This is a genomic window from Pseudomonas fluorescens (assembly GCF_019212185.1).
In the GTDB taxonomy this organism is placed as follows: domain Bacteria; phylum Pseudomonadota; class Gammaproteobacteria; order Pseudomonadales; family Pseudomonadaceae; genus Aquipseudomonas.
The window spans coordinates 5,217,934-5,243,100 of the sequence record NZ_CP078138.1 but is presented as its reverse complement, the minus strand read 5'-3'; the positions used below and the strand labels follow the sequence as shown (position 1 = coordinate 5,243,100).

The following is a 25,167-nucleotide window of genomic DNA, read 5'->3' as shown; positions in this document are numbered from 1 at the left end:
GCACGTGGGCGGGGCAGACAACTCTGGCCCTTCGCCGCACTTGGCCTTAAGCTGCGCGAGCCAAGACGGCCGTTTCTGTGTACGGAGCAAGATCCCATGCGAATTCTATTGGTTGAAGACAACCGCGATATCCTCGCCAATCTGGCGGATTACCTGGGGCTCAAAGGCTATACCGTGGATTGCGCGCAGGACGGTTTGTCAGGTTTGCACCTGGCGGCCACCGAGCATTACGACCTGATCGTGCTCGACATCATGCTGCCCGGCATCGATGGCTACACCCTGTGCAAACGCCTGCGTGAAGACGCTCGGCGCGACACTCCGGTGATCATGCTCACCGCCCGTGACCAACTGGATGACCGATTGCAGGGCTTCAAGTCCGGCGCGGACGACTACCTGATCAAGCCGTTCGCCTTGTCCGAACTGGCCGCGCGTATCGAGGCGGTGATGCGCCGAACCCAGGGCGGTGGCCGGCGAGCGCTGCAGGTCGGCGACCTGAGCTACGACCTCGATACCCTGGAGGTGACCCGCGAAGGGCGCCTGCTGAAGCTCAACCCGGTCGGTCTGAAGCTGCTGGCGGTATTGATGCAGAAAAGTCCCCACGTGTTGCGCCGGGAAATCCTTGAGGAAGCCTTGTGGGGCGATGATTGCCCGGACAGCGACAGCCTGCGCAGTCATGTCCACCAGTTGCGCCAGGTTATCGACAAGCCGTTTGCCAAGCCCTTGCTGCAAACCGTGCACGGCGTCGGTTATCGCTTGGCCGAGGGGCGTGATGGAGTTTAAGCAGAGCCTTGCCCAGCGGATCATCATTGCCTTTGCACTGATGAGTGCGCTGGTTGCGGGGGCGTTCGCCATGGGCATCGTGGCGACCGTTCACCTGGTGGAAGAAAAACTGATTTCCGCGGGCCTTGGCGGTGACCTGCAACGCCTGCTGCTGATGGACAACATGTCTGACTGGAGCCATCGGCCGGAACCCGATCAGTTGTTCTACTTCACCGGCGGCCCTGGCGATTTTGACCTGCCCAAGGATTTGCGCCATCTGGATGCGGGGTTTCACGAAGTATTCCGCGAACAATTGTCGTACCACGCGATGGTCGAGATCGTCGATGGTCGGCATTACGTCCTGTTGCAGGATCAGAGTGATTTCGAGGAGCGCGAGCGAATCCTGTTTGCCGTGGTCCTGGTCGGCTTCGTCCTGAGCCTGGCATTGGCGGTATTCCTCGGTTGGGTGTTGGCACGCAAGGTCATGGCCCCGGTGGTGCGTCTGGCCCGGCAGGTCCGTCATCGCGACCAATTGCTGGGGCTGGCCCCGCCTTTGGCGCCGGACTATGCCGCCGATGAAGTCGGGGAGTTGGCGGTGGCCTTTGATGCCACCCTGGGTCGCTTGCGTCAGGCATTGAACCGCGAGCGGCTATTTACCAGCGATGTCAGTCACGAGTTGCGCACGCCCTTGATGGTGCTCGCGACGTCCTGTGAGTTATTGCTGGAAAATCCGGCGCTCGACCACCGTGGCCGCGCCCAGGTTGAACGCATCGCCCGGGCCTGTGAGGAAATGCGCGAGCTGGTGCAGACTTTCCTCATGTTGGCGCGGGCCCAGCGCGAAGCGGCAGGGATGGCGCCGCAGATGACGCTGCGTCAAGTGGCGGAGGATCTGCTCGGGTCATGGCGCGAGCCCATCGAGGCCAAGGGACTGGAGTTGGTCCATGAACCTGGCAATCCACTCGATACCCCGTACAACGCGACTTTGCTGCATGCGGTCATGGGCAATCTGTTGCGCAATGCCTTGCACTACACCGATCGCGGCTTTATCCGCCTGACCCTGTTGCCGACCGGCTTCCTGGTGGAAGACAGCGGTGTGGGCATTCCCGAAGAGAAACGCGAGGCCATGTTCGAACCCTTTGTGCGGGGCAACGAACAACGGGGTGAAGGCCTGGGGCTCGGCCTGTCGTTGGTGCAACGGATTTGTGAAAACCAGGGCTGGACGGTCAGTCTCAGTCATATGGAACCGAATGGCTGCAGATTTCATGTGGAATTGACCCTGTCTCATCCCTAACGTCTTGTTTTTGTGAGACTTGTAGGTTGTTTCCTACGGTATTGGGTAAGTAACCGTGCCGTTAAGGTGTAAAACTCTGTAATACTTCAGGGCTTTTTCCAACGAAATTTTCACATTTGACTCACCTGAAACTCACGCCGCGCTCCCTAAGGTTACCGTCATCAATTGAGGAGACATTGATGATGGACGACCCGATCAAACTCGAATTTTCCGAGAAATATGACGACGCGCACGCCCAGCGTTACCTACGCAAGCACAAGGACGGTCTGGGCCGCCAGTTGTCGCACAAGCGTGATTTGCAGCTGGGACGGACCGCGCTGAAGCGGGTGGGAGAACCAGGCCTGGTACTGGATTTGCCCTGTGGCGCCGGCCGTTTCTGGCCAATGCTGGCGGAAAAATCCAATCGGGTGATTATCGGTGCGGATAACTCGGCCTCAATGGTCAAGATCGCCACTCAGTCGCAACCCGCCCATGTGGTCGAACGGGTACGACCTTTGCAGACATCTGCATTCGACATCGCGCTTCCCGACAACTCCGTGGACAGCATTTTCTGCATGCGCCTGCTTCACCACATCGGCGAGGCCGAGCATCGGCTGGCCATCCTTCGGGAATTCCAGCGTGTCACCCGTGACAGCGTGATTCTTTCACTGTGGGTCGATGGCAATTTCAAGGCCTGGAAACGCAAGCGCGCCGAAAAATCCCGGGCGCAGGAAGGTTACCAGAATCGCTTTGTGTTACCGGCTGCTACGGTTGAAGCCGAATTTGAGCAGGCTGGCTTCCGGGTACAGGAACATTTGGACTTCATTCCGCTCTACGCCATGTGGCGCGTTTATATTTTGCGAAAGAGGTAAGGGCATGGCAGTTGAACAGGTATCGCTCGCGCAGATCGCGCCTGAAGATCGTTTTGATTACTTCTGGAGCCAGCGTGGCGAATGGGTGGAAGAGCCGAATGTTCGTCGCGGTGGAGAAAGTGGCGTACAGCGTATTCACGCACCTGGTGGCCAACTGCTCTATGCCAAGCGGCAAACCGGCCATATCTACCGTAGCTGGTTGCACCCGTTCGGGCGTCCCACCGTGCTGCGTGAACTGGACGCATTGACCGGGCTGCACAAGCTCAATGTGCGCGTGCCGGAAATCGTCTTCTGTGGCGCCCAGCGCGATCCTGTTCATCAATGGCGCGCGCTGTTGGTTACCAAGTCCCTTGATGGCTTCGTCGAAATCGAGGACTGGTACGCCAGTGGTGGTCGCGAGCGTCACGGCGAGGCTGTGCATGATCGCCTCCTCAAGGACCTGGCGGACAATCTTGCGCGGATGCACAAAGGCCGCTGGCAACACAGCTGCCTGTACATCAAGCATGTTTTTGTCCGGGTGACTGGCGAAGGCGAAAATGCCAAGGCAGAGGTGGCACTGCTTGACTTGGAGAAGTGCCGGCAACGCCTTTTGAGCACTCAGGCGGCAGCACATGACATGAAACAACTGCGTCGCCATTCGTCGTTCAAAGCGGCAGATTGGGACCGACTCGTCTATTTTTATAAGACGGCGTTTGGCAGCGCTATCAAAGGTTTATAGCGATGAAACTAGAAATTGCTCGAGGTTTGTTTTTAGTGGGAGCCTTGGCAGTTGCTTCATTGGCGGTGGCTGCCTGGGAGGAGCCCCGCACGCAAGTTCTCAGCGCTGTGCATGGTGAGGCGCATTGTCCCTTGCCCCGGGTAGTGAAGGCCTCGGAAAATGTTCGGCCTGACAATGACTTGCTGCTGTTCATTTTTGGCATGGCCCAGGGAATGAGGCCGCAAAGTTGAAAGCAATGAAGCCCACCTGAAAAGGCCTCGCAGTTGCGAGGCCTTTTCGTTGGTGCAGCTTTTCCAGAGGGTGCCTTCAGGCTTTGTCGGGTTTAGCCAGGAAGGTGTAGACGCAGGGCAGCACGAACAGGGTGAACAGGGTGCCGATGGACATCCCTGTCGCGATCACCATGCCGATGTCGAAGCGACTGACTGCACCAGCGCCCGTGGCGAGGATCAGCGGCACCATGCCGAACACCATGGCGGCGGTAGTCATCAGTACCGGGCGCAGGCGGATCGCCGCCGCTTCTTCCACCGCCTCGCGGGGCGTCAGGCCCTTGTCCTTGCGCAACTGGTTGGCGAACTCGACGATCAGAATCCCGTGTTTGCTGATCAGGCCGATCAGCGTCACCAGGCCCACCTGGGTGTAGATGTTCATGCTCGACCAGCCGAGGAACAGCGGGATCAAGGCGCCGCAAATCGACAGCGGGACCGTCACCAGGATCACCAGCGGATCGCGGAAACTCTCGAACTGCGCCGCCAGTACCAGGAAAATGATCGCCAAAGCCAGGGCGAAGGTCACCCACAGCGCAGCGCCTTCCTGAACGAACTGGCGTGAGGCACCGGCGTAGTCGAAGGCGAAGCCGGGCGGGGCTTCTTCCTGGGCTATCTGGCGCACGGTTTCAATCGCCTCCCCCATGCTCACCACCGGGAAACCCGAGAGGATCGCCGAATTGAGCTGCTGGAACTGGTTGAGTTGGCGCGGTCGTGCGCGGTCGGTGACGGTGATCAGGGTCGACAGCGGCAGTAACTCGTCCTTGGCGTTTTTCACGTAGTAGTTGTTCAGCCAATCCGGATTGTCCCGGTAGGTGCGCTCGACTTGGGCGATGACCTTGTAGCTGCGGCCTTCGATAGTGAATCGGTTGATCTCGGCTTCAGCCAGCAAGGTCGCCAGCGTGGTGCCGAGGTCGAGCATCGAGACGCCCATCTGCGCCGCCTTGGCCCGGTCGATATCGACCACTACTTCCGGTTTGTCGAAGGCCAGGTCGATGTCGACAAAAGCAAATTTTCCCGACTCCATTGCACGTTTCTTGATCCGGTCAACCACCGCCAGCAACGCCTCGTAGTCGTTGGCGGTATTGACCACGAACTGGAACGGCAGGCCTTCGCCCGTGCCCGGCAGCGAGGGCAGGTTGAAGCCGAAGATTTGCAGGCCGGCGATTTGCGACAGCTTGCTTTGCACCTCCGGCAGGATTGCCATCTGGGTACGGCTGCGCTCGTTCCAAGGCTTGAGCAGGAAGCCGCCGATACCCGATTGCACGCCGTTGAAACCGTTGATCTGGAAGGAGGAGTAATACTCGGGGAACTCCTTGAAGATCGCGATGAATTCGTCGGTGTAGGTGTTCAGGTAATCGAGGTTGGTCGGCTGTGGGGCGTTGGCGATCATGAAAATAATGCCCTGGTCCTCATCTGGCGCCAGCTCCGACTTGGTGAACTTGAGCAGCACTGGAATCAGGCACAGCACGATCACTGCGAACACCAGCACCACCGGCCGGGTATTCAAGGTGCCGTGGAGCATGCGCTGGTAGCGGCGCTTGAGTCCTTCGAAGATCAGGTCCAGACGATGGGCCAGGCCCGACGGGTTCTGATCATGACGCAGCAGGTAGGCACACATCATCGGCGACAAGGTCAGGGCGACGATCCCGGAAATCACTACGGCGCCGGCCAGGGTCAGGGCGAACTCCTTGAACAAGGCCCCGGTCAGGCCGGTGAGGAAGCCGATAGGGGCATACACCGCCGCCAGGGTGATGGTCATCGAGACCACCGGCAGGGCGATTTCCCGCGCGCCCTCCAGCGCCGCGTCAAACGGCGTCTTGCCTTCCTCGATATGCCGGTGGATGTTCTCCACCACCACGATGGCATCGTCCACCACTAGGCCGATCGCCAGCACCATGGCCAGCAGGGTCAGGAGGTTGATCGAGTAGCCCATCAGTTGCATGAAGAACATCACGCCGATCATCGACAGTGGAATGGTCACCACCGGGATCACCACCGAACGCAGCGCGCCGAGAAACAGGAACACCACGACGATCACGATCAGCACGGCTTCGAACAGGGTTTTCACTACCTCGTTGATGGAGGCCTGGATGAACAGGGTCGCGTCGTAGGCAATTTCTGCCTTGAGGTTGGGCGGCAGCTGGGACTCCAGTTCCGGCATCAGCTTGCGCACTTCCTTGATCACGTCCAACGGGTTGGCCGCCGGCGTGGCCTTGATCCCGATGTACACCGACGGGGTGCCGCCGAAGGAGCTGATGGTGTCGTAGTTTTCCGCGCCCATTTCCACTCGCGCCACGTCGCTGAGCAGCACCCGGCTGTCGCCGTCGACTTTCAGCGGGATGGCGGCGAAGGCTTCGGCGGTTTTCAGCTCGGTATTGGCGTTGACGCTGGTGACCACATACTCGCCCTTGACCTCACCGGCGGCCGAGAGAAAGTTGTAGCGGCGCACCGCGTTGCTCACGTCGCTGGCGCTCAGGCCAAAGCCTGCCAGTTTCACCGGGTCTAGCCACAGGCGCATGGCGAACACCTGGTTGCCGAGGATTTCGGCTTCGGCCATGCCCGGCAAGGTCGCCAGCTTGGGCTGGATGACCCGCGACAGATAGTCGGTGATCTGCGGGTTGCTCAAGTCCTTGCTGAAGAAGCTGATGTACATCAGCGCCGAGGCGTCCGCCGCCTCCTTACTCAGCACCGGGTCTTCGGCATCCTGAGGCAGCTTGTTCTTGACCTCGTTGGCCTTGGCCAGCAATTCGGTGAACAGCCGGTCGCTGTTGGCGCCGATCCGCGCATAGATCGAAATCACCGAGAAGTTCTGTCGACTGACCGAAGTCATGTAGTCGATGCCTTCGGCACTGGCCAGGCTTTGCTGCAGGGGTTGGGTGATGTAGCCCTGAATGGTTTCGGCGTTGGCCCCGGGATACGCCGTGGTCACGGTGATCAGGGCGTTTTCCATCTGCGGGTACTGGCGCAGCGGCAGCTTGCTCCAGGCCTGGAATCCCAGCAATACGATCAGCAGGCTGACCACGGTGGCGAGCACCGGGCGACGAATGAACGGGTCGGTAAATGCCATGGTAATTCCTTGATCAGTCCGCGCTTGGCTGACTGTTCTGATCGGCCGGCAGATTTTTGTCCGGGCTGACGACGATGTGCATGCCGTTGTCGATTTTGATCTGGCCGGCGCTGATAACCTGCTCGCCGCTCTGCACACCCTTGTTGATCAGCACCAGGCCCTCGCGGCGTTCGCCGGTTTCGATGAAGCGGCGCTCGGCGATCAGGATTGGCTGACCCTTGTCGTCTTTCTCGGGCTTGCCCTCGGCGTCTTTTTTCTGTGCGACCACGTACAGCGAGTTGCCGTACAGGGTGTAGGTCACGGCACTTTCCGGAATCACGATCTTGTTCTGCGGATCGGGCAGCAGCACTTGCAGGCTGGCGAACATACCGGGCAGTAGTTTGCCGTCGGGGTTGCTCAGGGTCGCGCGCACCAGCACGTTGCGCGTGGTTTCCTCGACTTTCGGGTTGATGGCGCTGATGGTGCCCGGGAAATTCTGCTCGGGGTAGGCGGCAATGCTGATGTTGACCGGCTGGCCCAGGGCAATCTTCGGCACCGACTGTTCCGGGATGAAGAAGTCGACGTACAGGCTGCTGAGATCTTGCAAAGTGGCGATCACCGTGCCGCTGGCCAGGTAGTCGCCGACATCGACCTGGCGAATACCGATGGTGCCGCTGAAGGGGGCGGTGATGTGTTTTTTCGCCAGCGAAGCCTTGAGTTGATTGACGATGGCCTTGTTGCGCGCCAGTTGCGCATTGAGCCGGTCGTACTCGCCCTTGGAGATGGCGCTGCTGCCCACCAGTTGGCTGCCGCGACCGAAGTCCAGCTGCGCCAGGCCGAGGTCGGCCTTGGCGGTTTCCAATAGAGCGCTTTCCACGGCGTTGTCGAGTTGCACCAGCGACTGGCCTTGCCTGACCTGCTGCCCGGATTTGAATTGCACGTCGGTCACGGTGCCGGTGGCTTCCAGGCTCAGGTCGACCCCTTGCAGCGCCTTGAGGGTGCCCACTGAGGGCAGGCGCACTTGCCACGGGCGTTCGCTGGCCGTGACCACCGCCACACTCTCCGGCGGTTTCGGGACCGAGAAGGTCTGGATCATCTGATAGATGGAAAAGGCTTTATAGCCCCCCAGGATCAGCACGATCAGCAGCACAACCCCCAACATGATCAGCATGCGGCGACGCAGCATATTCCACTTCCTTGGAAAAAATCAGGCGAGACAGGCGGCACATTACTACCAGTGTGCCAGCGATTCCAGTGACTGGCCCGGGCGATCCGGGCCATGCCCATTCAAATCAGATGCAGATGGTTGTCCCAGAGCCCTGCGGGCAAATCCAACGGCTTGGCCATGAGCGGTGCCTGGCGGCAATCGTAGAAACGGCAGCGGCCTTGACCGGATGTCACGACAAAACCGTCGGTCACCGCGCCGACCCCGGCGCAATCGGGCAACGGTGCATCGAGCTTGATCTCGCCGCTGTCCAGGTCCCAGATGAAAAACCGGTTGCCCCGGGGCGCCGTCAACGCCACCAGGCGCAGTTCACTATGGACCGCGACGCTGGCGGTGTAGTGCCCCATGGCCTGCAACTGATGCTCGTCGACCGGGAACGCGACGAAGGGTTGGCCCGGGCGCTTGATCGCCAGTAATTCGGAGGATTCGTGGGACGGGCCCATGAACTGCTGGCCGGTGACGATGGTGCCGTCGCTGGCAATGCCCATATGCCGCACACTGTTCATCTGTTGGCCGAGGGTTTCCTTGCTCAGCAGGGTGCCATCGCGCTGCATCAGCACCAGGCTCGGTTCCATTGCGTCAAGGTTCATCTCGATCCGGCTTTCGGCTTCGGTACGAATGCCACCGTTGGCCACCACCAGGGTTTCGCCGTCGGGCATCCATGACACCTGATGCGGACCAATGCCGTGGGTGGAGATTTCGCCGCTGTGAACCAGGCGCTCACCTTCGAAGCGGTACACGCCCAGCAGGCCGCGACCGGGGTCGGTGGTGTCGTTTTCTGTGGCGTACAGAAACTCACCGTCCTTGTGAATCACCGCATGGCCATAAAAATGCCGGTTGGGGCGCGAGACCAACGTCTGCAGTAGCGTGCCATCGCGCAGGTCCACCAGATAGCTTTCGGTCCCCGGGCGCCGGGCGACGAACAGGGCGATGGGCAGTTCAGGGTGATTAATGATGTCGTGGCAGCGCTGACCGACTTCGGTGGCAAACACCCGGGTGCCGTCCAGGCGGTAGCCCACGGCGTAATGCTTGCCGTCGCTGTCGTCCCGCGCCGACAACAGCAACGGCCCCAGGTCCTTGTGCTTGAGCAGCTTCCAGCCACCCAGCGTCACCGCACCGAGCAACACACTGCCGAAAGTCAGAGCCTGGCGTCGCAACATCGCGCTAACCCTCATCAGTCACCGTCGTTGGCATTGAAGCCCAGTTGAATGCCCAGCGCCTTGGCCAACTCGCCTTCGTGCAGGCGGTGGACGACGTTGAGGCTGTCATAGATATCGTTGAGCTGCTGGCGGCCGGCATCATCGTTGAGCATTTCGGTCAACGAGCGCTGGCTGCTGTCGAACAGTTTCAGCGAGGCAGCGTACGCGGCATCGATCTTGTCCGCCAAGGGCTTCTGCTCAGCCGGCAACAGGCCGCGCAGGCCTTTGTTGTCGACCCCGACCCAAACCGTTTGTGCCGCCGCCAGACTGGCCTGCAGGCTTTGCAGCGACGACTGGCTGCGCCATGCGTCAGCCTGGAACGGTTGCGGGATGCCCTTGCTTTGGCGGCCCATCGGCGTACCGAGCTTTTTCTTCAGGGTGTCCAGGGCGGTGACCTGGGCCCGCAGCAGATCGGCGATGGCTTCGTGGGAGTCGGCGTAACGCTGGTTAGGGAACTTGGTCATCTGCGCCAGCATGCCGTCGGTGCTGTTCCAACTGGCGAGGATTTCTTCGGCCAGCAGCTTCTGACGCTCGCCAATGGCGGTCAGCAGTGGGCAGTAACGGGCTTTCTGCGCGGCATCGGCCACGTTGCTCTTTTCATCGAACAGAATGTACTCGTAGGCCGACAGGCCTTGAACCACGACGCTGGATTTGGCCAGCGCGGCGGCATCGATCTGCGGTTGTGCGGTGAGCAGTTGCTCGACCTGACGGCCCACCAGGTTTTTCTTGTCCGGCCAGAACTGCACCTGCCAGGAACGATTGCCCTCGGCCAGCGGGCCGACCAGCAGCGGTTGCAGCTCCGCCCAGGCTTTTTGCGCGTGGAGGAAGTCGGCGCGGGCGGTCGCCAGGTCAGACTTTCCTTCGCAATAGGCCAGGGCACTCACAGCCAATTGCCGGTCGGCGTCGACCCAGCGGCTGTAGGTCGGCAGGATCACTTGTTTGGCGATCGCCGCCGAGGTCACGGCTTGCGGGTCTTGCGGCGCGCAGGCGCCGAGGGCGAGGGCGGCGAGGCTGGTGAATAACAACTTGGGACGAAACATGTCGGGCTCCCTATGAAAATGGGGTCAAGCGTATGGGAAAGATGTCTAGAGCGAATTCAGAAATGCCAACAACGCAGCGCGCTGCTCGGCATTGAAAGCCAAAACCTGTTGCTGCGCCGCCTGGGCTTCGCCGCCATGCCAGAGCACGGCTTCGAGCAAATTGCGGGCGCGGCCATCATGCAAGAACTGGGTGTGGCCGCTGACCGTTTGTGTCAGGCCAATGCCCCACAGCGGTGGCGTGCGCCAGTCACGTCCGGTAGCCAGGTACTCGCTGCGGTTGTCCGCCAGGCCTTCACCCATGTCGTGCAGCAGCAAATCGGTGTAGGGGCGAATTTCCTGATCGGCCAGTTCAGGTTCGACGGCCTCGGCAGAGGTGGTGAATTTCGGGGTGTGGCAGGACTGGCAACCGGCCTGGAAAAACAGGGTCTTGCCAGCCAGGACCTGGGGCGCGTCGACATCGCGGCGGGCCGGTACGGCCAGGTTGCGAGCGTAGATCAGCATCAGGCGCAGGATGTTGTCGCTGACTTCCGGTTCGCCTTTCGGGCCATTGCCGTTAGGCGCCTGGCGGCAGTCGACCTGGGCCTCGGTGCAGTCATCGAAAGGCCGCAGGCTGGTGGTCAGGCCCATGTCGCCGGAAAACGCGTGGACGTTTTGCTGATTGAGGTTCGGTTGCCCGGCTTTCCAGCCAAAGCGTCCGAGTACAGTCTTTTGTTGCGCGTCATCCCAGACCATGTTGGGCCGGCCCTTGATGCCATTCCGGTCCTTGTCCTGCGGGTCGGCGTTAGCGAGGATGTCCGTCTCGCTGATGGACTCCAGCAGGCCGAGGCCGATCATCGGTGGGGCGATACGCGCGGAGAAGCGCGTGTCCGGGTGCATCGGGCCATAACCCAGTTGGGTCAACACCAGGGTGGGTTTGCGCAACTCGACTTCGGTGCCGTCCTTGAAGCGCACGATCTGCGGCTCATAGTCGACGCGTACCTTGCCCTCCGGGGTGACGCCGGGCACGGCCATGTCCTGCAGCTGTCCGCCGTAGACCGGTTCCGGGACCACACCCTGCTGCTCGATGACCTTGGCGTAGGCCGGGTCATTGGGGATCGACAGGCGCACCAGCATCGACACGGCACTATAGGCATCGGGTGCCGGCGGGTGACCGCGGCCGTCCCTGATGTGGCAGTTCTGGCACGCGTTGGTATTGAACAGCGGGCCCAGGCCGTCGCGCGCCGTGGTCGTCGCCGGGGCGATCACCCAGGGATTGTGGAAAAAGCTGTTGCCGACGCTGAAATCCAGGCGGCGGATTGGCGACAGGTTGGCCGACGGCAGGGAAAACGCGTTCTGATCGAACTTGTACACCGTCGCCGCCCCCGCAGAGCGGGCCTCGCCAATTTCAGCCTTGGTGAAGCGCGAGGCGTCATCGCAGGCACTCAGGCCCAGCGCCAGCAGCGGTGCGGACAAGCGAAGAAGCAACGAGGGCATCAGAGATCCTGAGAAACGAGCAAAACAAGGGCGCAAAGTCTAACAGGGCGTGGGACTTTGAATAAGAGGAATTAGCGTTTGCTTGACCGTTAGCGGGTTTGGGGGGAGGTGCGTTGCATTCGTCCCTACATATCTACCCCACATGGCGCTCGCCCTGACGTGAGGATGCGGCTCGAGCCATCATTATCGAGTATCGCCATGTTTACTGAGTTCCTACCGCCTTCACACCTGCGCGAGCAGATCGATAAGCGGGACAATCCGGCGCAGGCAGCCCTGCGCAAAACACTCTCGGCATTGGACACTGAGGTGACTGAGCAGTTAGCGCTACAGCCGACGTTCCACGCCTTCGTGCAACAGCGTTGCGACGAGGCGTTTGCCGACCTGGCGCCGGGTTTGCAGCTGCTGCATTGCTTTGTCCAATCCGGCGAGCAACCCCAAGCCATATCCGTCTCGTCCCTGCTGCCGAGTCTGATGGATGCCGCCGTGCGGCGTATCGTCAGCTCCGAGCCCGCCAACTATGCCGAGCGCGTGACGGTGTTTTACAGGGTGCCTGCCGGCGGCTCCGCACTCGAGCGTTATACCGACCTTGATGCGGCGCAATTCGACGCTTTTCTCGATCGGCTGGCCCACGACTTTTCGCTGCACTACGGCTTGTACCTGCAGCGCTATTGGAGCAATCCACTCAGTTCGAGCGACACCCGACCCCGCCAGCAATGGCTGGAGGAGCTCCGGCGTGAGCAGATGAAGACCGAATGTGCGCTACTCAAGCTCGATGGCCTGCTCGACAGCGATGCACAAACACTGCTCGAGACTGTGCTGCAATACCCGGATGCCGTGGCCCGACAGCGGCTCAGACGCTTGCGGCCCTGCGTCTATGGCCTGGGGCTTGGGGCGGACGACGCCTCTGTGATCCCCTTGCAGGGCGCTGTTGTGCTCACTGCCCGTGATCCGCAGGACGCCCAGGAGGGCTGGGAGACCGGCCCGGTTGCCCCCGTGGTTCGCCCCATTGAACCGAACGCCAACGCAGGGCGGGTACTGCTGTTTATTCCTGATCGGGGCCTGGAAGCATTTGACTCGCTGGCCAGTCTTGATCGCGAGTTGCATCGACGGCTCGGCGATCCCCTAGAGTGCCTGGGTTTGCTGCAATGGGTGGCCGACAAGGACCAGAACGCTGTATCGACCCTGGCTCGCAGCGCGTCGTCGAGCGGCAAGGTGCGCTATCTGGAGCGCCTCGATTCGCCTTTCTCCTTCACGATCGAATCACAGTGCCTGTTGATTCGCGATAACGCGGCATCGGCTATTGCCCGCTACCAGGCGCGGGGCGTTCACGCCGACATGACGGACTTGCCACGCGCGCTGGATCGGGTCAGCGACCTGCAGCGCGTATTCAACGTCGGCAGTGTTCTTCAGGCGCGGCAGCAAAAGCGCACGTTGGCGGCCCTGCAGACGTTCCTTGGCAGCGCCTCTGATGGCGACAAAACAGCCTGGGTCAGTGCATTCACCGACTATGCTGAGGCATTGGCTCATCTGCCTGATCCCGAAGGCCTTCCGTCGCTCAGCCAGTTCAGTGATCGGCGCTCCTTGTTGATCTACAGCAATCGCCAGCTGCGCGCCGTGCTCGAGTCCGAGTATGGGGTGACGGTGGACCCGGATAACATTCTGGTCACCACGTCGGAACCCGATATTGCTGCGGTGACCTATGCGCCCGGAGCCCACGGCTCAACTATCACCGAGCCTCGGGGGGCGCCGCGCAAGTATCGTTCACGGACATTGACTGAACTGGCCCTGGAAAATGTCGCTGGGCTGGATTTCAATTTCAGCAACTTCTCCACGTTGACCCTGAAAGCCGAAAGCCGCTCAAGGCCCGCCGGTATCCCACTGTCGCCGAACCTCAATCCGGTTGCAGGCAGGCCTGTTTACCAGGACCTGAGCGTGGAGCAGGTCAAGGACCTCGTGCGTCGAGTCAATGTCGGTCAAACCTATCGGGATTTTTTGTCCGAACACTTGACCACCTCAGAAGCGGCGACCCTGCGCAAGCATACGTTTGCCCGACTCATGGCCTTGCAACTACGCCTTGATCTCATCGAAGCGAAGATCGCCGGTGACTTTGCACCGGATCGATTAGCGCGCGGCTACCACTGGGTCAAGGCCGTGCTGGACCATCCCGTCGACAATCATCAGCGGGTAGCGGTCGAAGGTCACCGGATCATCGTGCAGTGCCTGCACATACGCGGACAGCGGGTCCGTGGCGTATTGCTGTTTTCCACCGCGACCCAGGGTGGTGGCAGCGTCGTGGTGTACACCCCGCAGGCGCCCGATGGCCGGGTGTTCCACGAGTACGCCAGGGAGGACTTGATGCAGGCGCTAGTGCACAACAGTCTCTGGCGCTACTATCTGGTCGCTCGGGTGGCGCTGGCGTTTCAACCTCAGGTCCGGGCTTCGATGCAGGGGCGGGGGGACGTCTCGGTGGTCAATCTTGTCAGGATCGGACAAAACCTTTTCGAAGAGGGCTACGAGACCGAGGCCAATTTTGCGATCAATGACGCGGCAGCCCAAACCACCACGACCGGTCAGACCGATGTCGAAACCGGCCTGACCATCGGCGATATCGTCCTGGACGTGGTGACCCTGGTCCTGCCGATTCGCGTGACCTTGCCCATCGGTCTGGCCCGCAGTCTGTTTGCCGTATTCAACGCCATCGAAGCCGGGAAAGTCGGCGATCGCTCCGCTACCGCCCACTACGTCGTGCGTGCATTGGGTGAATTTACCGGGGCGCTGGTCGATGGTGCGGTCGGCAAGGGCATTGTTGGGGCGAAACCCCTCGCAGCGGTGAAGGTGGCGTCAGCGGCACGCCGGCTGAACCCGGAAATGGCCCTGGGCAAACGACCCCAGGGAGTGACTCCCTTGCCAGGCTGGGAGGACAAAGGTATCCATTATCGAACGGCGAAAGTGGAGGGGACCCGGCAGTACTTTCTCAAGGACGCCGATCATTGGTACTCGATCCTTGATGAAGGCTTTGAAGAAGCCTGGCGTGTGCGTGACGCGCGCAAGCCTGTCCAGTATCACTATTCACCGATCCGTCGAAACGCGGCCGGTCGCTGGGAGATCGGCACGCACCCGGATGCGCCGGCACGGGGTGGTCTTTCTCCTGAGCGCGCCCTCAGGGATCTTTACCCTTCGCTGGACGAGTTTCAGGCCCGACGCGTGTTTGAGTCCTTTATGTTTCCCAGGGGACGCGAAATGGAGTTCGGCCTGAGCCTGGTCCATTATTTGCGCGCCCGTCGGACCCTGGAGATGTTCGACAGCTATCTGATGGTCAGCCCCGAGCGCCTGCAATTGCGCCTCAGGGGCCTGGACCTGGCGCCAGACTTCAGTGGCGGGGGTGTGGTTCGCGAAAATCTTCCCGCCACGCCCCTCGAGCCGGTCCCCGGCCCCAGCCGGCCAGCCCCGGTGCCTACGCGTCCAGCCCGTCCTGCCAACGAGCAATTTGTCGATTGGGGACAGGCGATGGATCCAGCCCAACTGCGTTTGCTCAATCCTGAGCAAGGGATTTATCGGCGTATTGTCGGGGATCAGCAACTGATCGGCCGCGAATACGTCAAAATCGATCAGCGCTATTTCCCGATCCTGCCCGCGGGGGCAGACATCAATAGCGGGGTAATACTGATGCATGAGCCGGGCATGCCCCTCGATAGCTTCGTGGCGTTCGAGCAGATGCTCGGTGCCGATCTCTTCCGCCAGCCAAGACTGGCAACGTTCGACACGCCGCTGTCGCGCTGGGTGCACGCACTGGAGTTGTCCTTCGAGAAGACCCTGGCCAGCTATGTGGCAGACGCATTTCCGACCTTTAGCCATAGCACGCAGGTGCAGATTGCCAACGTGCTATTCAACCTGGGTAACCCTTCGGGCTTGACGGTCTGGGGCATCGCCGCGATCCAGCGCACCCTGCAGAGTTGGCGTTCGTTGTCTGTGCCAACGATCCCCGTGCTCGGCGACCCCCTGTCCCTGCTGCCGCTGACACGTACGAATGCCGCCGGGATCTGGCAACTGGAGAGTGTGCCCTCTCTTTACCACTGCCTGAGTTTTCGTACCGATGGCGTGCAGGCGTTGCTGCATGGCGTCATGGCGTCGCCAATCGATAACGGGCTGAAGGCGCTGATGGTCGAGCGACTGGTGGTCAACCACTACCAAATGGTCGCGGGTTTCAGTCAGCCCGGTGAATTGCTGTTCAGGCGTCCGGGTAGCGACAAGTTGTTCTGGTTGTCTCTGCGCAAGGCATACAACGGATGGGTTGAAGGGCCCTATCAGGTAGCACCCAGGCTCGAGTTGATGGATGCCTGGACGCAAACACTGATCACGCGGGCGCAAGCCAGCGACAATTTTGTGCAGCTTGTCGGCGGCGCTCATCTTCCCGCGCCAGATGCGCGAGCGAGCATCTTCATGTTCCGGATCTAACGTATTGCGCACAAAAAAATGCCCCGAACCAGTCGGGGCATTTTTATTCAGCGGGTGAAACCGGTGTGATCAGAACTCGTGATCGGCGTTGTCCGGGTTCAGGTCGCTGATCCCCAGTTTGCCGGCCGCCTGTTCGATCGAAGCCGTCTGCTTGACCAGGGAGGCGATGGCGTCACGTACGATCTGGTTGCCGGCGGTGTTGCCCGCGGCGATCAGTTGGTCGTAGTGCTCGCCTTTGTTGGCGTGGTCGACCATGACCTGCAGCTTGGCTTCGGTAGCGGCCAGGTCTGCCTTGAGGGCAGTGTCGGCAGCCGGATCGGCCTTGGCCACCAGCGACGACAGGCTGGCGCCGGTCATCTTGGTGCCGTCGACACGGGTGTATTCGCCCAGGTAGACGTTACGCACGCCCTTGGCGTCGTAGAAGTGCGAGTTGTGGGTGTTGTCGCTGAAGCAGTCCTGCTCGTCTTCAGGCGAATTGGCTTCCAGGGAAACCTTCATGCGCTCGCCAGCCAGTTCGCCAAGCGACAGGCTGCCCATGCCGAAGAGCATTTTGCGCAGGCCGGTTTCGGCTGGCTCGGCTTCCAGGGTGGCGCGGTAGTTGTCGGCTACGTCTGGCTTCCAGTTGCCGACCATTTCTTCCAGGTCGTTGACCAGCAGTTGGGTCACCGCTTTCAGGTAGGCGCGACGGCGCTCGTTGTGGCCGCCGGTGGCACCGGCACCTTCCAGGTAGTCCGAAGCCGGACGGGCGCCAGCACCCGGGCCGGTGCCGTTGAGGTCCTGGCCCCACAACAGGAATTCGATGGCGTGGTAGCCAGTGGCAACGTTCGCCTCGGAACCGCCCAGCTCGTTCAGGCTGGCGAGTTTCTCAGGGGTAATGTCCTTGACGTCGACCTTGTCTTCGCCAACCTGCACTTCGGTGTTGGCGATGATGTTGGCGCTGGCAGCCGGGTTGCCCAGGGCGTGCTCGTAGGTCTTGTCGACGTAGTCGATCAGGCCTTCGTCCAGTGGCCAGGCGTTAACCTGACCTTCCCAATCGTCGATGATGGTGTTGCCGAAGCGGAACACTTCGCTCTGCAGGTACGGAACGCGTGCGGCAACCCAGGCGGCCTTGGCGGCTTTCAGGGTTTCGTCGTTCGGCTTGGCGAGGAAAGCGTCGATTGCGGTTTGCAGGGTTTTCGCGGTGGATTCGGCATCGCTGTAGACGGCGAAGACCATGTCGGCGTAATGCGCGACAACGGCTTTGCCAGCGGCTTCGTCGACTTTACCAGCCGCAGCCGGGGCCGCCGGGGCAGTGGTAGTGGCGGCCGGAGTCGGCGCTTGTGGAGCAGCAGCCTTGTCTTTGCCTTCGCCGCAACCGGCGAGGGAAATAGCGATGGCCAGCAAACTGGCGGTAGCCAGAGGCATACGAATCATGGCGAACATCCTGCTTCGGGAGATGATGGACAGGCGCGAGGGCGCGCAAAACTGCGACATAATGCAAATCTTTCGCATTATGTGTAAAGGGTTGTACCTGTAAATATTTCCTATTCAGCGTGAGGATGAACCGGCGACCGAGCTCGTCGTTTCACAGGATGGCGGCGTTGCTGCGTTGCGCCTGTTTCAGGTAGACGCTCAATTCTCGTGCTGGCAGCGGCTTGCTGTAGTGATAGCCCTGACCTTCATGACAGCCTTCGGCAATGATGTAGGCCTCTTGCTCGGCGGTTTCCACGCCCTCGGCAATCACTTGCATGCCTAGGCTCTTGCCCAACTGGATGATGGCTCGAACGATGGTGGCGTCGTCATCGTCATCCAGCAGGTCCTGGACGAAGCTCTTGTCGATCTTGATCTTGTCCAGTGGCAGGCTTTTCAGGTAACTGAGGGACGAGTAGCCGGTGCCGAAGTCGTCGATGGCGATCAGGGCGCCGGAGCGGCGCAGGCTGAGCAGGTGCTGGGCGGCGGTGCTGATATCCTCCATCAGGCCGGTTTCAGTGACCTCCAGCTCCAGGCTGCGCGGCGGCAGGCGGTACATCTGCATCAGGTTGTTGACCACTCGCGGCAGTTCGGCGTGGTGCAGTTGCACCGTGGACAGGTTGACGGCCATGCGCAGGTCGCTGAAACCCTGGTCGTGCCAGTCACGCAACTGTCGGCATGCCTGGTCCAGGACCCACTCGCCAATGGCAATGATGGTGCCGTTCTGCTCCGCCAGCGGAATGAACAGGTCGGGTGGCACCATGCCGTGTTCGGGGTGCTGCCAGCGGATCAGGGCCTCGACGCCGACCACACGGTGGTCGCGATAGCTGATCTGTGGTTGATAGACCAGATACAGCTGCTCGCGTCTGAGCGCATCGCGCAGGTCTTTTTCCAGCTCACGACGGCGGCGCATTTCACTGTCGACGCTGGCGATATAGAACTGATAGCGGTTGCGTGAGCGGATCTTCGCCAGGGTCATGGTCTGTTCGGCTTTCTGCAACAGCTTCTCGGTGCTGTCGCCATCCTCCGGGAACAGGGTGATGCCAATGGTCGCGCGCAGGCGAATTTCCTGGTGGTCAAGGGCGAAGGGGGTTTCCAGGTCGTCGAGAATACCCTGTGCCAGTTCGGCAGCTTCGTAGGGTTGCTCGATATCGGCCTGGACCAGCAGAAACTGATCGCCGCCCAGGCGTGCCAGGGCGCCGAGGCGGCCGCTGTGGGCACGCAGGCGATCGGCCAGGGCCAGCAACAGTTGGTCGCCGGTCTGGTAGTTGAATTGTTCGTTGATGCCCTTGAAGTCATCCAGACCGACGCAAATGATCGCCACCCGGCGTTGCAGGCGCCCGGCATCCACCAGGATCTTGTCCAGTTGCTGCTGCAATTGCTGGCGATTGGGAAGGCCGGTGAGAAAGTCGTACTGGGCCATGCGCAGCAGGCTGTTTTCCGCCTCGTGGCGCAAATGGGTGTTGCGCTCGATGGACTCCAGCAACTGGTTGGCGGTATTGATCCACAGCCCCAGTTCGTTTTTCTCGTGACCCTTGAGCTGAGGAATCTTGTGTTCGCTGGGACGGTCCGGGTTGATGTTGGTCAGGTGCTCGATGATCCGCGACAGGGGTTTGGTCAGCAGCCAGTGATAGACCAGGTACAGCACCAAGCCCATGGCCATTGCCCGCAGCACGCCGGAAATGAAGATGATGACCGAGCTGACGATGAATCCCTGACCGTAGGTGGCGGTGTCGAGGGTGATACTCAGGTCGCCGTAGTATTCGCTGTAAGGCCCGCGACCCACCAGTTGGGTGGTGAAGGTGCGCTCCTTGCCCAGTATCAGGTCAGTCAGCCAGCGGCTGTCGGAATGCTGCAGTTCGCGGGATTTTTCCGCGAGCATGGTTTCATTGGGGTGGCCGATGGAGGCCATTCGTACAGCGTCGTCCTGGAACAGGCCCTCGATGACTTGCATGCCCATTTCCCGATCGAGGCTGTAGACGGCCTGGGTCGAGGGGTCGCGGAACATGTCGAGGATGCGCTCGGCATCATTGGCTACCGCCTGGCGGGTTTTATAGGCATCGAAAACGATCTGTGCGCAGCTCAGGACCACACCGACGATCAATGCCGACAGAAGCACTACCCGTAGCAACTTCACCGACAAGCTGTTTTTGAGTTCCAGCTTCAAAGGGTAATTCCTTGTTCCATGCGGGTAACGTCAAGTTGCCATGAGTATTGGCAATCCCGTGATGGCAGTCAAAGGGGCAATCAAGCCATGCAGGTTTTAGCCCGGGCCTGGTCGTATTGTCGCGCTGACCGGTCATTGAAGCCTATTAGTAGTGTGTCGGTCGGCACCTCCTGCAACTTGAGGGGGAGGGGAGAATATTTGTGTGAAGTTGATGGTAGACGGCTGTGGCGCCGGAGCAAGCGCAGAGCTGATTTCAGGTTGTTTCGACACAGGGATTGGCGGGACCGCCACAGGCATAAAAAAACCCGGCAATGCCGGGTTCTTTCACTGCAAGCCAGGCTTACGCGGTGAAGGTTTTGCCTTCGAACTGCTCTGCCACGAACTTCCAGTTGACCAGGTTCCAGAACGCTTCCACATACTTTGGACGCACGTTGCGGTAGTCGATGTAGTAGGCGTGTTCCCAGACGTCGCAGGTCAGCAGCGGGGTGTCGCCGTTGGTCAGCGGGTTGCCGGCGCCGATGGTGCTGGCCAGGGCCAGGGAACCGTCAGCCTTTTTCACCAGCCAGCCCCAGCCGGAACCGAAGGTGCCGATCGAAGTCTTGCTGAATTCTTCCTTGAACTTGTCGAACGAACCGAACGCTGCGTTGATGGCTTCAGCCAGCGCGCCGGTTGGTTGGCCGCCGGCGTTAGGTGCCAGGCAGTTCCAGTAGAAGGTGTGGTTCCATACTTGAGCGGCGTTGTTGAAGATGCCACCCGAGGAAGTCTTGACGATTTCTTCCAGAGTCTTGCCTTCGAACTCGGTGCCTGGCACCAGGTTGTTCAGGTTCACGACGTAGGTGTTGTGGTGCTTGTCGTGGTGAAATTCCAGAGTTTCCTTGGAAATGTGCGGCTGCAGTGCATCGTGTGCGTAAGGCAGTGGCGGCAATTCGAAAGCCATGGTGATTCTCCTAATCAGGTCAGTTGCGGTGGGCGCAAGGCCGATCACGGGCGGCCAGACAAGCGCCGGGGAGTTTGTACTCTTTGCGGCGCAAGTCTCGGATCATAGCACCGGGGGTGCGGCATAACCACGCAACAACTGTGTGGGATAGAGGTTCCAGAGCCTTTTGCGATTATCCGACGGGGCTTATTGCGAGGTGATCAGGCCAAAGGCCACGGCAAACATCATGACCGCCACCAGCAGATCGAGAATCCGCCAGGTGCTCGGCCGCGCCAACCACGGTGCCAGCCATGCCGCACCGAGGGCCAGGGTGAAGAACCACAGCAGCGATGCACTGGCCGCGCCGACCACATAGGCGCCTGGCTCGGTCTGTTGCGCACCGAGGGAGCCGATCAGCAGCACCGTGTCCAGATACACGTGCGGATTGAGCAGGGTCACCGCGAGGGCGCTTAGCAGCACCGCGCGCAATGAGCGAGCGGTCTGTTGCGCGCCCTGTTGCAAGCTCTGTTTCGAGCAAGCCCGGCGTAGCGCCTGGCTGCCATACCAGAGCAGGAAAGCCGCGCCGCCCCAACGGGCAATGGCGAGCAAGGTCGGGTTCTGCGCCAGTACCGTGGCCAGGCCGAAAACCCCTGCGGCCACCAGCAGCGCGTCACACAGTACGCACAACGCGGCGACCGGCAGATGGTGCTCGCGGCGCAGGCTCTGGGCGAGGACGAAGGCGTTTTGTGTGCCGATCGCCATGATTAACCCCGCTGCGACCAATAGGCCATTTACATAGCTTTGCCACATAGTGATTACTCCGCGTTCGCTGCCAATTGCCGCAGGACCGACAGAGCCCGCTCGGCGTCGGCCAGGCCGACAAACAAGTGGTCGTGGTAGTAGCCGGCAATCACGTTGCAACTGATCCCGGCCTGACCCAGCGCCGTGGCGAAGGCGGCGGTCAGGCCAACCGCCTGTAATGCCGAATGCACGTTGAGGGTGATCCACGCCGCCAGGTAGTCGAAGCTCAGGCCGGCCCGCTCGGCCTGGCGGCGTTCGAGGATCAGGGTCAGGCCTTCGCGCTCACGAAAGCTGCCAATGATCTCGCAGCCCTGGGGCACCTGCCCGTCCTTGACGGTGCAGAACACGTACTCGCCGTCATTGAGTTGCGGACTCATGCTGCGCAGCAGGATGGTCAGAGAGGTTTCACCAGCCATGACGCTGATCCTTATAAAGAGTTGATGCTGGCTATTCTCCGATCTCAGGCTGTATAAGAAAAACCAATAGTGCTGATTGCTCATTAGGAAAACTGATGTTCGACTATAAATTGCTCTCGGCCCTGGCGGCGGTGATCGAGCAGGCCGGTTTCGAACGGGCCGCCCAGGTGTTGGGCTTGTCGCAGTCGGCGATATCCCAGCGGATCAAATTGCTCGAAGCGCGGGTCGGGCACCCGGTACTGGTGCGCGCGACGCCACCGGCCCCGACCGAAATCGGCCGACGCCTGCTCAACCATGTCCAGCAGGTGCGCCTGCTGGAGCGCGACCTGCAAAGCCTGGTGCCGGCCCTGGATGAAGAGGGCTTGCCGGAGCGCCTGCGCATTGCCTTGAACGCCGACAGCCTGGCCACCTGGTGGGCCGAGGCGGTGGGGGATTTCTGCGCCGAACAACACCTGCTGCTGGACCTCGTGGTGGAGGACCAGACCGTCGGCCTCAAGCGCATGCGCGCCGGCGAAGTGGCGGCCTGTCTGTGCGCCAGTGAGCGCCCGGTGGCCGGCGCCCGCAGCGTGTTGCTGGGGGCCATGCGCTACCGCGCCCTGGCCAGCCCGGCCTTTATCGCCCGGCATTTTCCCGATGGGGTCAAGGCCGACCAACTGGCTCGCACACCGGCGCTGGTATTCGGGCCTGATGACTTCTTGCAGCACCGTTACCTGGCGTCCCTGGGTGTCGAGGGTGGTTTCGAGCACCATTTGTGCCCGTCCTCCGAAGGCTTTATCCGCCTGACGGAGGCCGGCCTCGGCTGGGGCCTGGTGCCTGAATTGCAGGTTCGCCAACAAGTGCAGCGCGGCGAATTGCGCGAGTTATTGCCAGATAAACCCATCGATGTGCCGCTGTACTGGCATCATTGGCGCAATGGTGGCCAGTTGCTTGGCCAGCTCACCGATCAGTTGGTGCGCTCATCGCGCCAATGGTTGGTGCCTTTGGGGCAGCCTTGAGCGTCAAGCTGCAAGCGGCAAGGTAGCGCTTGCGTCGTTTTTTTCTTGCAGCTTGAAGCTAAAGGCTCGCCGCTGATTTCCTAGGAGCAATACATGAAAATTCTGGTCACCGGCGCGAGCGGCTTTATTGGTGGACGCTTTGCCCGGTTTGCCCTGGAGCAAGGCCTGGACGTGCGGGTCAACGGGCGCCGGGCCGAGAGCGTCGAGCACCTGGTGCGCCGTGGCGCGCAATTCGTGCCCGGCGACCTGACCGATGGCCAACTGGTGCGCGATTTGTGTGTCGATGTCGATGCCGTGGTCCATTGCGCCGGCGCGGTGGGTGTCTGGGGGCGTTATCAGGACTTTCACCTGGGCAACGTGCTGGTCACCGAAAACGTGGTCGAGGCCTGTCTCAAGCAGAATGTCCGGCGCCTGGTGCACCTGTCGTCGCCGTCGGTGTACTTCGACGGCCGCAATCACCTCGGGCTGACTGAAGAGCAGGTGCCCAAGCGCTTCAAGCATCCCTATGCCGCCACCAAGTACCTGGCCGAGCAAAAAGTCTTCGGCGCTCAGGAGTTCGGTCTGGAGGTACTGGCCTTGCGCCCGCGCTTCGTCACCGGTGCTGGCGATATGAGCATCTTCCCGCGGCTGCTGAAAATGCAGCGCAAGGGCCGCCTGGCGATTGTCGGCAATGGCCTGAACAAGGTCGATTTCACCAGCGTGCAGAACCTTAACGAAGCCATGCTCAGTTGCCTGCTGGCCACCGGCTCGGCCCTTGGCAAGGTCTATAACATCAGCAATGGTGCGCCGGTGCCGCTGTGGGACGTGGTCAACTATGTGATGCGCCAGATGCAGGTGCCGCAGGTTACCCGGTATCGCGGTTATGGCCTGGCCTACAGTGTGGCGGCGTTGAACGAGGGCTTCTGCAAGCTGTGGCCGGGGCGTCCCGAGCCGACCTTGTCGCGCCTGGGCATGCAGGTCATGAACAAAAACTTCACCCTGGACATCAGTCGCGCGCGGCATTATCTGGACTACGATCCGAAAGTCAGTTTGTGGACGGCACTGGATGAATTCTGCGGCTGGTGGAAAGCGCAGGACATCGGCGGACAGACTGGACACTGAACCGAGTCGTCGGTTCGGGGTCGATCAGTGCGGCGAATTCAGGGTTTATACTCGTCGCATTTAGCCATCACTGTGGTTTGGAAAGGTTGACTCATGTCCATGCGTAACGATACCAACGACGATTTTGACAATGTTCCGAGCCTGCGCGCGGACAGCTTCGATCACGACGATTTCCCCAGCACCGCCGGGCGTGACCGCACCAGTGTGCATGCGCGCAGTGTGCCAGTGGTCAACGTCAAGGGTCCGAGTACCGGCCCGTTGTGGGCGCTGGTCGGTGCGCTGTTCTTTGCGTTCATCGGCTTGGCCTGGTGGAGCTTCCAGCAGATCTCGCTGATGGAGCAGCAATTGGTCGCGACTCAGGAAAGTTTCGCCCGCATCAGTGAGGAAGCGGCCGGGCGCCTGCAGGATATTTCCGGCAAGGTTGTCGCCAGTCAGTCCAACGTGAGCAGCGACAGTGAAGCGCTGAAGTTGCAGATCAAGCGCCTTGAGGGCCAGTTGCTGGAGCAGAGCCAGCAACAGCAGGGTGTTGTCGGCCAAGCCACTGATCTCGATAAGCGCCTGGCGCAGATCGGCGCGCAAAGTACCGAACAACGGGCCCTCAATAGCCAACTGCAGGCCGAACTCAAGACGCTGGCCGCCGAAGTGGCCACCCTCAAGAGCACGCCGGCCGATACCAGCAAGGTCGAGGCCGAGCTCAAGGGCCTGAGCGCTGACGTTGCCGCATTGAAAAAACAGGGCAATCCAGCGGCCGCCATCGAGCGCCTGGAACAGGACCTGATAGTGATCAAGAGCGAGCAGGACAACCGCCCAGCGCCGTCGTCAGGCGGCGCGAGTGTCGCTGAGTTCGATGCTTTCCGTGGCCAGGTCACGCGCAACATCACCACCCTGCAGACCCAGATCCGCAACCTGCAGCAGCAACTCAGCGCCCGGCCCTGAGTTGTTTGCGGAATTATTTGCGCAGCCGTCTACGCTCTTGAAACACCTAAAAGAGCGAGGGAC

The 25,167-nt window shown here is 60.9% G+C and carries 19 protein-coding genes; 9 read left to right on the top strand and 10 right to left on the bottom strand.

All coding sequences use genetic code 11. From position 1 onward, the window contains the following. Positions 1–96: 96 nt before the first annotated feature. The 5 genes from colR to KW062_RS23450 all read left to right on the top strand — a co-directional run bounded on the left by colR (position 97) and on the right by KW062_RS23450 (position 3,849). Positions 97–780, top strand: coding sequence for a two-component system response regulator ColR (colR, locus tag KW062_RS23470; protein WP_027619748.1), 684 nt, complete (start codon positions 97–99; stop codon positions 778–780). Continuing rightward, complete coding sequence (locus tag KW062_RS23465; RefSeq protein WP_027619749.1) at positions 770–2,050, top strand: sensor histidine kinase; 1,281 nt, start codon at positions 770–772, stop codon at positions 2,048–2,050. The genes colR and KW062_RS23465 overlap by 11 nt, the downstream gene beginning before the upstream one ends. A gap of 182 nt (positions 2,051–2,232) precedes the next feature. Next, complete coding sequence (locus tag KW062_RS23460; RefSeq protein WP_027619750.1) at positions 2,233–2,901, top strand: class I SAM-dependent methyltransferase; 669 nt, start codon at positions 2,233–2,235, stop codon at positions 2,899–2,901. 4 nt (positions 2,902–2,905) lie between these two features. Then, complete coding sequence (locus KW062_RS23455; RefSeq protein ID WP_027619751.1) at positions 2,906–3,619, top strand: lipopolysaccharide kinase InaA family protein; 714 nt, start codon at positions 2,906–2,908, stop codon at positions 3,617–3,619. A gap of 2 nt (positions 3,620–3,621) precedes the next feature. Then, the gene (locus KW062_RS23450; RefSeq protein ID WP_033866290.1) at positions 3,622–3,849 is read left to right on the top strand and encodes a hypothetical protein; all 228 of its coding nucleotides are present in this window, start codon (positions 3,622–3,624) and stop codon (positions 3,847–3,849) included. A 76-nt stretch (positions 3,850–3,925) separates the two neighbouring features. On the opposite strand, the gene KW062_RS23445 is transcribed toward KW062_RS23450, so the two are convergent. The 5 genes from KW062_RS23445 to KW062_RS23425 all read right to left on the bottom strand — a co-directional run bounded on the left by KW062_RS23445 (position 3,926) and on the right by KW062_RS23425 (position 11,868). Beyond that, positions 3,926–6,952, bottom strand: a complete 3,027-nt coding sequence (locus KW062_RS23445; RefSeq protein WP_027619752.1) for a multidrug efflux RND transporter permease subunit — start codon at positions 6,950–6,952, stop codon at positions 3,926–3,928. A gap of 13 nt (positions 6,953–6,965) precedes the next feature. Further along, positions 6,966–8,117, bottom strand: coding sequence for an efflux RND transporter periplasmic adaptor subunit (locus KW062_RS23440; RefSeq protein ID WP_027619753.1), 1,152 nt, complete (start codon positions 8,115–8,117; stop codon positions 6,966–6,968). A 101-nt stretch (positions 8,118–8,218) separates the two neighbouring features. Continuing rightward, positions 8,219–9,316 (bottom strand): DUF1513 domain-containing protein, encoded by a 1,098-nt coding sequence (locus KW062_RS23435; RefSeq protein ID WP_027619754.1) that lies wholly within the window; start codon positions 9,314–9,316, stop codon positions 8,219–8,221. A gap of 14 nt (positions 9,317–9,330) precedes the next feature. After that, complete coding sequence (locus tag KW062_RS23430; protein WP_027619755.1) at positions 9,331–10,395, bottom strand: imelysin family protein; 1,065 nt, start codon at positions 10,393–10,395, stop codon at positions 9,331–9,333. Positions 10,396–10,440: 45 nt separating this feature from the next. Beyond that, a complete protein-coding gene (locus KW062_RS23425; protein ID WP_105753903.1) occupies positions 10,441–11,868 on the bottom strand; it encodes a di-heme oxidoreductase family protein in 1,428 nt (475 codons plus the stop codon). Positions 11,869–12,066: 198 nt separating this feature from the next. Between KW062_RS23425 and KW062_RS23420 the strand changes: the two genes are divergently transcribed. Further along, positions 12,067–16,323, top strand: coding sequence for a dermonecrotic toxin domain-containing protein (locus KW062_RS23420; protein ID WP_105753902.1), 4,257 nt, complete (start codon positions 12,067–12,069; stop codon positions 16,321–16,323). 69 nt (positions 16,324–16,392) lie between these two features. Here the strand turns inward: KW062_RS23420 and KW062_RS23415 are convergent, their stop codons facing one another. From KW062_RS23415 to KW062_RS23395, 5 genes are all read right to left on the bottom strand, one after another. Next, positions 16,393–17,736 carry an imelysin family protein gene (locus tag KW062_RS23415; RefSeq protein ID WP_027619758.1) on the bottom strand — a complete coding sequence of 448 codons (1,344 nt, stop codon included), beginning with the start codon at positions 17,734–17,736 and terminating at the stop codon, positions 16,393–16,395. A 151-nt stretch (positions 17,737–17,887) separates the two neighbouring features. Further along, the gene (locus tag KW062_RS23410; RefSeq protein WP_027619759.1) at positions 17,888–19,939 is read right to left on the bottom strand and encodes a putative bifunctional diguanylate cyclase/phosphodiesterase; all 2,052 of its coding nucleotides are present in this window, start codon (positions 19,937–19,939) and stop codon (positions 17,888–17,890) included. A gap of 340 nt (positions 19,940–20,279) precedes the next feature. Beyond that, a complete protein-coding gene (locus tag KW062_RS23405) occupies positions 20,280–20,876 on the bottom strand; it encodes a superoxide dismutase (protein ID WP_027619760.1) in 597 nt (198 codons plus the stop codon). Between the two features lie 186 nt (positions 20,877–21,062). After that, positions 21,063–21,665, bottom strand: a complete 603-nt coding sequence (locus KW062_RS23400; RefSeq protein ID WP_105753901.1) for a LysE/ArgO family amino acid transporter — start codon at positions 21,663–21,665, stop codon at positions 21,063–21,065. A 5-nt stretch (positions 21,666–21,670) separates the two neighbouring features. Next, the gene (locus tag KW062_RS23395; RefSeq protein ID WP_105753900.1) at positions 21,671–22,072 is read right to left on the bottom strand and encodes an ACT domain-containing protein; all 402 of its coding nucleotides are present in this window, start codon (positions 22,070–22,072) and stop codon (positions 21,671–21,673) included. A 95-nt stretch (positions 22,073–22,167) separates the two neighbouring features. Between KW062_RS23395 and KW062_RS23390 the strand changes: the two genes are divergently transcribed. From KW062_RS23390 to KW062_RS23380, 3 genes are all read left to right on the top strand, one after another. Then, complete coding sequence (locus KW062_RS23390) at positions 22,168–23,067, top strand: LysR family transcriptional regulator ArgP (protein ID WP_105753899.1); 900 nt, start codon at positions 22,168–22,170, stop codon at positions 23,065–23,067. Positions 23,068–23,160: 93 nt separating this feature from the next. Then, positions 23,161–24,168 (top strand): NAD-dependent epimerase/dehydratase family protein, encoded by a 1,008-nt coding sequence (locus tag KW062_RS23385; protein ID WP_105753898.1) that lies wholly within the window; start codon positions 23,161–23,163, stop codon positions 24,166–24,168. A 93-nt stretch (positions 24,169–24,261) separates the two neighbouring features. Beyond that, the gene (locus KW062_RS23380; protein ID WP_027619765.1) at positions 24,262–25,104 is read left to right on the top strand and encodes a hypothetical protein; all 843 of its coding nucleotides are present in this window, start codon (positions 24,262–24,264) and stop codon (positions 25,102–25,104) included. Positions 25,105–25,167 lie beyond the last annotated feature (63 nt).